The following is a 12,804-nucleotide window of genomic DNA, read 5'->3' as shown; positions in this document are numbered from 1 at the left end:
GGTCAAGGCGAACACCATGTCGGCGACACAAATCACCGCGAGCAATACCGTCAACGCCCGCACCCCCAGACACGCGATCGGCGATCAGGCCACCGATCGGGCGGACCAGCGCGCCTATTGCCGCCAGCAGGGCCATGAACAGACCGGCGTCGACCTTCGACATCTGATACAGGTTCGTCAACAGCAACGCCACATACGACGACATGCCGACAAAACCGCCGAACGTGATGCTATAGACCAGCATAACCACCCAGGTATCACGCTCGGCCAATACGGCACGATAACGTTGCGGCAACACGGCGATGGCCAGCGCGGCCCCCATGACTGGCAATAGCAGCACGCCTGCCTTGCCCGAGCCAAACGCCCCCTCTTCCACGAGCAGCACCAGCGCGATCAACCCCACGACAGTGACCGCAAAGCCCATCAGCGCGCGCCTCGGGCTGCCGGACTTCGCGCTTCCGTCATTTGCCCAGGCGTAGAGGGCAAGCGCGGCGATGGCGAGCAATGGCAACGCACCGCCCACGGCCAATTGCCAACCATAGGCGTTGGCCAATCGCGGAAACAGGAAACCGTCCAGCACCGCACCGATATTCCCGGCGGCAGCCAGTCCCAGGACGAGACCCTGTACACGCGGCGGATAGTTGCTGCCTGCCATCGGCAGCGCGACGGCAAAGCTCGCACCACCTACGCCAAGAAAGACGCCGAGCACCATCAAGACCGGTACCGTCGCGGTGATCCCCATCGCGCCCATCATCGGCAATATCACCACCGGAATCGCCGACAACGCCACCCCCAGCAACGCCACCTGCTTGCCCGGCGCGCTCTGGTACAAATTGCCCAAGGTTACCCGCAGAATGGCTGCAGCCAACACCGGCACAGCCACCAGAAAGCCCTGCTGCGAGGGAGTCATCGTAATACTCTTGCCGATGTAAGGTGCCAGCGGCCCATACAAGACCCACACCGTGAAGCCGGTATCGAAGTACAGAAAACAGGCCAGCAACGCTCGCCAGTCACCCGAGCGCAAGGACGCCAGGACATTTTTCATCGCCGTATCTCACATTAATGTCTTAAAAACAATCGCGGAAGGTGTTGAAACACGCATCCCCACATCCCCACCCGTTCACGTCTGCCTACCTCGTTCCGCTCGACTCGCATTACCGCCCTTCCCGCCACCGTGCCCTTGCAAGCAACACGTCAACGCTCACCGCGCCCGTTCCCGGATGCCCTAGGGAAATCGCTTCCCGAGCGGGTCATCCGCCAACGGATATCAATACACGTCACGCAAATACCGCTTATCGCGCATCAGGTCACGGAGAAAGGCACCTGCTTGCGTTTCATCCATACCGCCATGCCGCATCGCCACATCGCGCAGTGCCGCCTCCACGTCCTTCGCCATTCGGCTCGCATCGCCGCAGACGTAGAACACGGCGCCGTCACAGAGCCATGACCACAGCATCGCGCCGTGCTCGCGCAAGCGATCCTGGACGTAGCACTTCTCGGCCTGGTCCCTGGAGAACGCCGTATCCAATCGCGTCAACAACCCTTCGTCCCGCCACGCCTGGAGTTCATCCCGGTAGTAGAAATCGGTCTCGGCATTCCGTTCCCCGAAGAAAAGCCAATTGCGTCCGGTATGCCCCCTTGCACGACGCTCCTGCAGGAAGCCTCGGAATGGGGCGATGCCGGTGCCCGGACCTACCATGATCATCGGCACCGACGCATCGCGCGGCGGACGGAAATGCGGCGACGACTGGACGAATACAGGCACGCCGCTGTCCGCCGCGCGGTCGGCCAGGAACGTTGACGACACCCCTTTACGCCAACGCACGCCGGAAGAGACGTTATCAATACCGCCGCCGCTCACGCGCTCGTCGGTGCCGTTGTGTCCCGCCGCTCCACTCGCATCGCGCCCTCCCTCGACGAGCGGGGCCGTGGAAATTGCGGCAGTAAAAGCGGTCGCGTGCGCGTGCCCGCCACCATCGAATATCAACTGTTCGTCGCGCACTGGCCGCATGCCGTGCGGCTGACTCAAATACCGCACCGTGCCCACTGTCAGGTGGATTTCATCGGGATGTGCGAGCGGGCTCGACGCAATCGAATACAGACGCGGCTGCAATCGTTTCAACACCGCGGCAAGCGCGGATGCCTCCAGGCGAACCGGAAACGCATCCAATACATCCGCCAGTTGCCGGCCCCACAACCAGGCCTGCAATTCAGTCTTGCAGCCCGGCTCGAGCATCTTGCGCAACACCGTACGGCCCGGCTCCGATGTGTGTTCGGCGATCACCTCCAGCAGCGCCGCATGCGGCCGCCCGATCTCGAAATAGCGCAGCAGTGCATCCGCGAAGCGCACCGACGTGGGCGCGCCATACGCGAGCATCGGCATCGGCCCCGCCACCGCGACGATTGCATCGGGATCGGCGCCGGTGAGCGCCAGGATCTCATCGACCAGGGCCGGACAATTCGTCGGCCAGATACCGAGCGCATCGCCCGCTTCGTATTGGAGGCCGGTACCGGCGATGGACAACGCGATGCGGCGTGTGTCCTTTGTCGCGCCTTCTCCGTTCAAGCGGATGTTGGCGCTCACGGGCACCGTGACCGGGCGCAGCTTGGTGGGCACGACCGATATCGGCGCTGGCGCCCGCCCCGTGGCAGGCGCCGTTTTTACGACGCAAGGTGCACCCGCTGGCACGGCGTTGATCGCCGGAGCCCCCCCGGCCGCCGCCACACCCTCCACACCCTCCGCGGCATCGGTGGCCGCGCTCGCCGGGGACGCATGATCCCGCTTGATTGCGATGATCACCTGATCCAGCCACTGGTCGGCCAGTGCAAGGTCGTCGGACTCGCATTCGATGCGGGCGTGCAGCCGTCGTGCGCCCAACGCATCGAGCCGTGCATCCAGGCGTACGCCATGACCACAAAACTGGTCATAATGCCGATCGCCAAATGCCAGCACCGAAAAACCGACATGCGCGAAACTGCCGTCGGCCATTCCGTTCAGCCCTTCCCAGAATGCCTGGCCGTTATCGGGTGCCTCGCCATCGCCAAACGTGCTGCTCATCACCAGCAGGTAACGCCCCGATTCGACCGATGTCAATCCGCCGGATCCCGCGACGTTGCCGGCAAACGAGGCGGGCATGACATCGCTCATGCAAGCGGTACGGATTTCGCAGCCCGCGCCCATCAATCGCATGGCGAAAGGCTCGACCAGGCCTTCGACGGTGCCGGTCTGCGATGCCCACAACAACGTCACTTTCGGACGTGGCCGCGCGGTGATGCCCGTGGCCTGCACCACGCCTGAGGACATCGGCGCCGACGTATCCGACGGCGTATCAGCGTCACGCGACCATGCACCGAAGCCACCGGCCAACATGCCATCCACCCACGCGCGGTGCAGTGGATCAAGCGGTGCGTTTGGCGGCAACATCGGCGGCAATCGCCGCGCGTTCTGATCAGCGGGAGCCCCCCACGCGGCATGCGCAGGTGCAGTGCCACCCCCATGCTGCAAAGCCAGTCGAGCATCCAAGCCGGCCAGAAAACCGCCCAGGTAGCGCTGCTCCATATCGCTCAATATCGGCGGGCCACTCGCCGCCAGCATCGACGTCAGGCCACAGGCCGCGGCCAGCGCCGCCACGCCTGGGCTGGGCGCATCTGTTCCGGCCAACGCACCGCCCTCCGCGATGATTTTTTCCCACGCGGACGCGCCGTCACCCGTCGCCTGCCGAGCCGCTTCCCCGCTTGCCGACGACGTCGCATTGTTTCCGGGTCCGGCTTGTGGCGTGACCACGCGCTTGATTGCCACCGCGCTGTATTTCATTTCCGGCTGCAGTGAGACAGGATCAACCGCATCGTGCGTGAGTGCGTTGATACACAATCCATCGCCGAAGACATCGTTCCAATGAATGGGGGCGAAACATTCCCCAGGAGCCACGCGATCCGTCACCACCGCGGGCAGGGTCGCGCGTCCACGCCGTGACCGGATTTCGACCAGGTCGTCGTCGACGATACCCGCCGCGATGGCGTCCTTGGGATGCACTTCGATGAACGGTGCGGCGTTCAGCTTGTTCAGCGTCGCGATCTTTCCCGTCTTCGTCATCGTGTGCCATTGATGCTGTACGCGGCCGGTATTCAAAACAAATCCGAATTCCGCATCCAGATGCTCCGCCGGCGCGCGATACGAACGCGTATGAAAACGTGCTTTTCCGGTCGGCGTCGGGAAAACCAGGGCCGGGGACGTGCCATCAGGGTCGCGCTTCAAAGGCTGGCTGACGCCATCGTTGAGATAACGGATGGGATGACGATCCGTCGATGCCGACGGTGGACAGGGCCATTGCACCGGCCCTGATTGCAGTCGCGCATGATCGGCACCGCGCAGGTCATAACCGGTGGTGGGGTTCGTGCTGCGACGGATTTCGTCGAACACATCGGCAGCGCTGGCGTACGCGAAAGCCGCGCCATATCCCATCGCTTGCGCCACGCTGGCGATAATGTGCCAATCGGGTTGCGCATCGCCGGGCGCCGGCACCGTCTTCGGTGTCAGCGTCAAGGTGCGCTCGGAGTTGATCATCACGCCATCGCCTTCCGCCCAGAGCGCCCCCGGCAGCAGGATATCGGCATAGTGGTTTGTCTCCGTATCCATGAAAGCATCTTGCGTGATCACGCATGCGGCGCGGCGCAATCCATCGATCACCGTCTGACGATTCGGTACCGACGCCACCGGATTCGTGCAGATGATCCAGACGGCCTTGATCTCGCCGGTTCCCATCCGTTCGAACAGATCGATGGTGCCGCCGGACGGTGGCATTGACGTCTCGGGCAGGGCCTGCAGCGTGCCCGGCGCAAGACCCCACAACGTTTCGACGAAGGCCCGGTCGCGACCGTCCTGCAGCGCACGTTGTCCCGGCAGGCCAGGCCCCATATAGCCCATCTCACGCCCCCCCATGGCATTGGGCTGGCCGGTCAGCGAGAACGGCCCGCTGCCACGACGACAGATCTTCCCGGTGGCGAGATGCAGGTTACACAACGCCGTGGTGTGATCGGCGCCATGCGTGCTCTGGTTCAATCCCATTGTCCAGAAACTGCTCCACTCGCCGGCCTCGCCAATCCAAAGTGCCGCCTGACGCAAATCCGCTTCGGTGATACCCGTGACGCTGGCCACATGGCGCGGCGTGTAATCCGCGAGGAAGGCCGGCATGGCGTCCCAGCCCTCCGTGTGCGCAGCAATGAACGCGCTGTCCGTATGGCCGTTGCGATGGAGCAGATGGAGCAGCCCGTTGAACAAGGCCAGATCCGTGCCGGGACGAAGCCGAAGATAAAGGTTCGCCTTCTCGGCGGTGGCCGTACGCCGTGGATCGACAACGATCAGCTTGGCACCGGCCTTTACCCGATCCATCATCCGCAGAAACAGGATCGGATGGCAATCAGCCATATTCGCACCGGTTACCAGGAACACATCGGCATGATCGATGTCGTCATACGATCCCGGCGGCCCATCGGCGCCCAGCGACTGCTTGTAACCGGTCGCCGCGCTCGCCATGCAGAGTCGGGAATTCGCCTCGACATGCGGGGTCTGGATAAAACCCTTCGCCAGCTTGGTTGCCAGATATTGCGCTTCGATCGACATCTGCCCGGAAAGGTAGAACGCCACCGCGCCCGGTCCGTCACGATCAATGATCGCGCGCAGGCGCCGCGCCGTTTCGGCCACGGCGCGCGACATGGGCAACGGCGTCGGATCCGCGCTGCGCTCGTGCCGTACATAGGCATGCGCAAGACGCCCACCGTCACCCATCACCATGTGCGCGGTCTGCCCCTTTGTGCAGAGACGTCCGCGATTGGTTGGGTGTTCGGCATCGCCTGTGATACGGACGATCTTCTCGCCCTTTACTTGCATGACGATGCCGCAGCCCACGCCGCAATACGGACAGGCACCCCGCACATGGCGCACGCTCTGCGCGTTATCTGCGGCGCCGTTCACGGACGCCATCGGCGCGTTCAATGAATCGTTCATCGGACCTGTCGGAAAAGGTGTACCTATTCGTTATCCAATAAGGACTCCGAAATCGATGTCACCGTGGCATGGTTAGCGTGCCTCGTAGTGAGGCGACAACGCGTCGGCGAAACTTACGCGGCAATCCAGATTTGACCGTCTTTCAGTGCAACGCGATATGCCGCCACCCGATGCTCGGGCGACTCGATGCATTCACCGGTGCGCAGATCGAAATGCTGTTTGTATAGCGGCGACGCCACGACGATACGCTCGCCGAGGCTTCCCACTACCCCACGTGACAACACCGACGCACCGGAGTGGGGATCCACGTTGCCGATGGCGAACAACGCCTCACCGCCGGTCTGCGCCACGGCCGACGCATCAACGGCATCGATGACGGGACACCCTGCATCGGCTGCCGCGCCACGCAACTGCACACGGAACACGGCGACTTGCTCCCGGCCGATAAGTGCGCAGACACCGGTATCCGGTACGATGGCATCGAGCGAACAAACCGGTTGCCATGCAGCGGCGGCGACTTCGGTGCCGACGGTCCCGGGCACCGCGAAGGCATTTGCGTGTTGGGCGGTTTCGTTCATCTGCATGGGCGACTCCTGTATCGACTTGCGCGTATGGCGTATCTTTCGGTAAGTGACATGCAAGGCGGCTCAAACCACGCTGCTTGCCAGATCGTCAGCGTTTTCGTCCTGTCCCTGCAAGGCGGTCGAGCGGCCGGCGCGTTCCTGCGCCGTGGCCGGACGAATCTGGCCACGCTCCTCCACGAACAGCACGCGGTCGTCGGCGACATCACTGTTGACGAAATGCCGGAAGCGTTTGCGCGTCTGCGGGTCCGTGACCGCCTTGCGCCACTCGCATTCGTATGTGTCCACGACATGGGCCATCTGCGCTTCCAGTTCCGCGCCAACACCCAACGCATCGTTGACGACGACATCCACCAGATACGGCAAGCCACCTTCCAGGTTATCGCGCCATACGCTCGTACGTTGCAGGCGATCCGCCGTTTTCACATAGAACATCAGCACACGGTCGATGTAGCGAATCAGGGTTTCCTTGTCGAGATCCGAGGCCAGCAGCTCTGCATGACGCGGTTTCATGCCGCCATTGCCGCACACGTACAGATTCCACCCGCGTTCCGTTGCGATAACGCCGATATCCTTACCTTGTGCCTCCGCGCATTCCCGGGTGCAGCCGGAAACGCCGAACTTGATCTTATGGGGCGCACGCAACCCCTTGTAGCGATTTTCCAATTCGATCGCGAGGCCCACCGAGTCGCCCACGCCATAGCGACACCATGTCGCGCCCACACATGATTTGACGGTACGCAACGATTTGCCGTAGGCATGGCCGGACTCGAATCCCGCCGCGATCAGTTCTTCCCAAATCACCGGCAATTGTTCGACACGTGCGCCGAACAGGTCGACGCGCTGCCCCCCGGTGATCTTCGTATAAAGGCCATATCGCTTGGCAACCTGCCCCACCGCGATCAGGCCGTCCGGCGTCACTTCGCCGCCCGGCATACGCGGCACGACCGAATACGTACCGTCACGCTGAATGTTCGCCAGGTAGTAGTCGTTCGAATCCTGTAGCGGCGCATGGTCAGGCTGCAGCACAAAATCGTTCCAGCACGACGCAAAGATGCTTGCCGCGGTCGGCTTGCAGATATCACAGCCCAAGCCCTTGCCATGCCGTGCCAACAAGGCGCTGAACGTCCGAATGCCCTCCACACGCACGATGTGATACAACTGCTGTCGCGAAAATGCGAAATGTTCGCAGAGGTGATTATTCACTTCCAGGCCGAGACGTTTCATCTCGGCCTTCATGACTTGCGTCGTCAGCGCCACGCAACCACCGCACGTCGTGCCCGCCTTGCACGCCGACTTCACCGCACCGATCGTCGTCGCGCCATCGCGCACCACCGCGCAGATCGCTCCCTTCGATACGTCGTTGCAAGAGCACACCTGCGCCGTGTCGGGCAGCGCGTCCACGCCAATGCCTCCTACGGGGGACGCACCATCGGCCGCCGGCAGGATCAACCATTCCGGCGCCTCCGGCAATGCAATGCGGTTCAACATCATTTGCAGCAAAGCGCCGTATTCGGCAGTGTCCCCCACCAGGATCGCGCCTTCCAGATAACGCCCGCATTCGGAGACGACGATCTTCTTGTAGATTTCGCTGCGTTCGTTACTGTATTGATAGCTGCGCACGCCCGGCATGGCGCCGTGGGCATCGCCTATGCTCGCCACATCAACGCCGAGCAGCTTGAGCTTCGTGCTCATGTCGGCACCCGCGAATGCCATCGCTGGCGACACTTCAAGGCGGGACGTGTCATCGAGATCGGCGGCCAGCGCATGCAAATGCGCGGCAGCCACACGTGCCATCTGATACCCCGGCGCGACAAGACCGTACACACGATCCTGCCACGCGGCGCATTCGCCAACGGCATAGATGTCGGCATCACTGGTACGGCACTGGTCGTCGATCGCGACACCCCCGCGCGCGCCCATTGTCAAGCCTGCGTCGCGCGCCAGCTCGTCGCGTGGCCGGATCCCGGCGGAGAACACGATCATGTCGGTGTCCAGGGACGTGCCGTCCGCGAACCTCATCCGTCGACGGGGCGTTGCCACCGACGATCCGGTTGCGTCCGCGATCTGCTCGACGTCCAATGCGTCGATCGACATCGTCTGCTTGCCGGTATGCACGGTTACGCCCAGCGCTTCGATCTTGCCGCGCAGCATCCGGGCGCCGGCATCGTCAAGTTGCGCCGCCATGAGCCGCGGTGCAAATTCAACCACATGGGTCTGCAGACCCATGTCGCGCAACGCCTTCGCACACTCCAGACCCAACAAGCCGCCACCAATGACCACACCGGTGCGGGAACGAGCACCGCACGCTTGCATCGCCTCCAAGTCATCGATCGTACGATAGACGAAGCAATCGCCTGCGTCCTTTCCGGGAATAGGCGGCACGAAAGGATAGGAGCCGGTTGCCAATACCAGCTTGTCATACTGCAACGCCGTACCATCCTCCAGAAATACCTGGCGTGATGCGGTATCGATGCGTGCAACCCGGGCATTCAAATGCAACGTCGCCGTACCGGCAGCGTGCGTCGCATCGTAATAGCCCGGCGTCACCAGCGACAATTCGTCGGCGGTCGTGCCACTGAAGAAAGACGAGAGTTGCACGCGATCGTAAGCGGCGCGCGACTCCTCGCCGAGCACTGTGACCCGCAACGGACCCTTTGCACGCGGTCCCTGGTGTTCGGCGGCCATCAATGACTCGACGAACTTGTGGCCCACCATGCCGTTCCCGATAACGATGATCCTCATGCCGGATCGCTCCTATGCCCTGTTCTCGCAACACCAAAACAAAAAGGCGTCCCCGGAACCGCGCAAGCAAGCTTGCTGTTCCGTGGGACGCCTTTGTCCGAAGACGCGTAACGCGTCTGACTGTCTTCAGTCTTTATCGATGTCAGCACGCGTCGCTGCCACCGATGAAGAAACTTTTCCGCGAGATCGCCGTTGATCCGCGATTACCCCTATGCACAGTGTGTGCCAGCGAGAACACTTTTCTCCTGTAAAGACATACAAAGTCCGGCGGGACGGGGGTTTGCCGCTGCCGTTGCAAATGATTGCCGCGCTTTGTCGCGGCGACTTCAGATGGTTTGCACCACGGCGACAGCCCCCTTTTCGATGCACGCGCGCACTGCGATAGTGCAAGCGCCTGTGCGATGCACCTTTATGTGTCGGAAGATAAGACCTGTCTTCCCGATATGACCCCGACTGGCCGTACTGATTCACATGGCCTGCCTTTTGCATAACACCGCGGGTGATACCGGCGCGCCTTATCGACATAAGGATCGATCGCGTGCGTCGGCGAAAATCATCAGGACAAGCAGGACAGGACAACGGCGTCCCCTCGCATCACCGCGAGCGGACGCCGTTTGCCTTTCTGTTTGGCATTGCCTGAGAGGCCATGCCACGCATTTCACATTCCTTATGCAACCAAAAGAGTGAGCGGCACGACCTCCGCGCTGCTTGCATGCACAATCGAACGAATACGCGGTACGGAATTTTGCCATGACCATCGATCGTACTTCCCTCACAGACGCTGGCCGTCGCGGGCGTGTCACCTTGCTCGGCACCGGACCGGGCGAGATCGACTTGCTAACGCTGCGCGCGGCACGCGTGCTGGCATCGGCCGATGTGCTGCTACTTGACGACCTTGCGAATCCGGATATCGTCACGCTGGCACCGCAGGCCCGTGTGCTTCGCGTGGGCAAACGCGGTGGCTGCCGTTCAACACCGCAAGCGTTCATCGAACGCTTGATGCGCCGCTACGCGGCGCGTGGCCAGCATGTAGTGCGCGCAAAAGGCGGCGATGCCCTCCTGTTCGGCCGGGCCGGCGAGGAGATAAGCAGTCTGCGCGCCGCGGGCATCATGGTCGATATTGTCAACGGCATCTCGTCGGGTTTTGCCGCCGCGGCGGGTCTGGGCATTTCGTTGACCCATCGCGCGCATTGTGATGGCGTGACCTTTGTCACTGCGCACAAACAAGACCACGATGAGCCTGACTGGCGCGCCTTGGCAGCGAGTAACACGACCCTCGCCATCTATATGGGCATGCACCGGATCGCGCGCATTTGCGCGACGCTTGCGGAACACCTGCCAACGGACACCCCCGCAGCGGTTGTCGAATGGGCCGGTACTGCCCGTGAACGGCATTGCGTCGGCACGCTGAGCAGGATTGCAGACCTCGCGCATGCTGCAGGACTGCAAAGTCCCGCCGTCATTCTGGTAGGTCGGGCAATCGGTATGGCCGAGGCGTTTTGTTCCGGCGATATTGCCGCATGCGCGTCAGGCGGCAACGTTGACACAGTCACGGCCGGACACGGCGACATGCTTGGGCTGACAACACACGCCGACGCAGCGTAAGCCTGCGGCCACGCCGCTCACCAAAATAAAGCGCCATTTATAAACCGCCCGGTATCACTCGGCTCAAAAGCCGATCGCATGCCATCAAGGCGCGCATGTGAGCAGCAGTCCACGGTAGAAATGCCAGCTACCGCCCGCTATGCAGGGCAGCACCCACCTAAGTATTTGGTGCATGGCAGCCGAAATTAACGCTTTTGGCTTCGCATCAGACGCCGCGCCTACCGCCAAACTTTCCGTCGTCCCATAGACCCCGGCTATCTTTGACCGCAGAATGTTTACGCGCTTTGTAGTCAATATACATAACAGCCTAAACGGCCGGGGACACCTGCATGCTGACGCTATTTGGAATGCTGATCATTTTTGTCGTGATCGGAACGTTGCTTTCTGGAAGAAGTGCACCACTGATTGGATTGGTACTGGCACCCTTTATCGGCGCTTTGCTAGCGGGATTTCCGGTTGACGAGATCGCGGGCTTTTATGCAAAAGGCGTTCTGAAGGTCGCGCCGGTGGCGACAATGTTTGTATTTGCTATTTTGTTTTTTGGCATCCTGCAACAAGCCGGACTGTTCACACCGTTGGTCGATGGTCTATTGCGATTGACGCGTGGCAATGTCATTGCCGTGTGCGTCGGGACCGCGGCGCTGGGGCTCGCAGCCCATCTCGACGGAGCGGGTGCGACGACCTTTCTGTTGACGGTTCCTGCACTGATCCCGGTCTATAAAAAACTTCGCGTCAGTCCCTACCTGATGCTGATGCTGATCGCCATCGGCGCCGGACTGATGAATATGACCCCCTGGGCAGGTCCGCTTGGACGAGCCTCCGCCGTGACCGGAATGGACGCCACGGCGCTCTGGCATCCGCTCATCCCGGTGCAAGCCATCGGAGCCTTGTTGCTTCTCAGCCTGGCCGGCTTGCTTGGATGGCGCGAGCAACGTCGCCTTGCGCGCGCGTGTGCAATGGATACCGCGCGTGTTCCCACCATATCCGCGCTAGATGACGCCGCGATATTGCCGGGCTTGCCGGGCGCCGCGTCCGAGACCGCGGGCCGAACCGCCGGTACGGTGACGGCGAACCACGGCGCCGCATCCGAGATCGCGGGGGAAGAGATCCCCCGCTGGCGCTTCATCGGCAATGCCGTTCTCGGTCTGGCGGTCTTCACGGCATTGGTTGCGGGGATATTGCCATCCGCGTTTGTCTTCATGATCGGCGTCGCGCTAGCGTTGCTATTGAATCACCGTACCCAGGCCGCGCAATTGGAATGTATCAAACAGCACGCGCCTAATGCGATGGTGATGGCAACCATCATTCTGTCGGCCGGTGCGTTCCTCGGCATCCTCGACGGCAGCGGCATGTTGCGCGCGCTGGCGCAGACAATCGTCGGCTGGCTGCCTCACGCCTTGGTCCCGCATCTGCATCTGGTGTTGGGCGTGCTGGGTCTGCCGATGGAATTACTGCTGTCGACCGACGCCTATTATTTCGCGATGCTGCCGATCGTCAGCGAAATCGTTGGCGCGCACGGCGTATCGCCCGCGTCGACTGTTTACGCGCTCGGTATTGGCAATATCGCCGGCACGTTCATCAGTCCATTCTCACCAGCGTTGTGGCTCGGACTGGGTCTTGCCGGATTGGATATGGGACGCTACATCCGTTTTGCGTTGCCAACGATGTGGGCATTTTCGTTGGCGCTGCTCGGGGTTGCCATTGCTTTGGGCGTGATTCCGCTATCGTGATACGCCACGCCGTGCATGTCTATCAAAAGCCGCACCCGATCGATTTTTTTGGGTACTACATACGTAACACCACAACGAACAACCGGTGCTTCGGGGATACCCGGTAGCAAGTCTGACGCACCGGGGTTCCGGCCGGGTC

Annotated in this window: 5 protein-coding genes and 1 pseudogene; 2 read left to right on the top strand and 4 right to left on the bottom strand. The window is 61.9% G+C overall.

Annotation, left to right across the window (positions count from 1 at the left end; translation table 11 throughout):
* From WM40_RS24625 to nirB, 4 genes and pseudogenes are all read right to left on the bottom strand, one after another.
* Window positions 1-1,045, bottom strand: a pseudogene (locus WM40_RS24625) (MFS transporter); the annotation flags it as partial.
* Between the two features lie 222 nt (window positions 1,046-1,267).
* Complete coding sequence (locus WM40_RS24620; RefSeq protein ID WP_046154282.1) at window positions 1,268-5,980, bottom strand: molybdopterin-dependent oxidoreductase; 4,713 nt, start codon at window positions 5,978-5,980, stop codon at window positions 1,268-1,270.
* A gap of 137 nt (window positions 5,981-6,117) precedes the next feature.
* Window positions 6,118-6,588: a nitrite reductase small subunit NirD gene (nirD, locus tag WM40_RS24615; protein ID WP_024901534.1), complete on the bottom strand. Its 471-nt coding sequence runs from the start codon at window positions 6,586-6,588 to the stop codon at window positions 6,118-6,120.
* 63 nt (window positions 6,589-6,651) lie between these two features.
* Window positions 6,652-9,330 carry a nitrite reductase large subunit NirB gene (gene nirB, locus WM40_RS24610; RefSeq protein WP_046154280.1) on the bottom strand — a complete coding sequence of 893 codons (2,679 nt, stop codon included), beginning with the start codon at window positions 9,328-9,330 and terminating at the stop codon, window positions 6,652-6,654.
* Between the two features lie 750 nt (window positions 9,331-10,080).
* On the opposite strand from nirB, the gene cobA reads away from it, so the two are divergent.
* Entirely contained in the window at window positions 10,081-10,935 is an 855-nt protein-coding gene (cobA, locus tag WM40_RS24605; protein ID WP_024901536.1) for a uroporphyrinogen-III C-methyltransferase, read from the top strand.
* 329 nt (window positions 10,936-11,264) lie between these two features.
* Window positions 11,265-12,665 carry a CitMHS family transporter gene (locus WM40_RS24600; RefSeq protein ID WP_024901537.1) on the top strand — a complete coding sequence of 467 codons (1,401 nt, stop codon included), beginning with the start codon at window positions 11,265-11,267 and terminating at the stop codon, window positions 12,663-12,665.
* Window positions 12,666-12,804 lie beyond the last annotated feature (139 nt).

Source organism: Robbsia andropogonis, from assembly GCF_000970345.1.
GTDB classification, from domain to species: domain Bacteria; phylum Pseudomonadota; class Gammaproteobacteria; order Burkholderiales; family Burkholderiaceae; genus Robbsia; species Robbsia andropogonis.
Note: the sequence above shows the minus strand (reverse complement) of the source record. Positions and strands in the feature narration are given on the sequence as shown.

Excerpts from the sequence above, each read along its gene's own strand:
- WM40_RS24620 (WP_046154282.1), bottom strand. The coding sequence starts at position 5,980 with ATGGCGTCCGTGAACGGCGCCGCAGATAACGCGCAGAGCGTGCGCCAT.
- cobA (WP_024901536.1), top strand. The coding sequence starts at position 10,081 with ATGACCATCGATCGTACTTCCCTCACAGACGCTGGCCGTCGCGGGCGT.
- nirB (WP_046154280.1), bottom strand. The coding sequence starts at position 9,330 with ATGAGGATCATCGTTATCGGGAACGGCATGGTGGGCCACAAGTTCGTC.
- nirD (WP_024901534.1), bottom strand. The coding sequence starts at position 6,588 with ATGCAGATGAACGAAACCGCCCAACACGCAAATGCCTTCGCGGTGCCC.
- WM40_RS24600 (WP_024901537.1), top strand. The coding sequence starts at position 11,265 with ATGCTGACGCTATTTGGAATGCTGATCATTTTTGTCGTGATCGGAACG.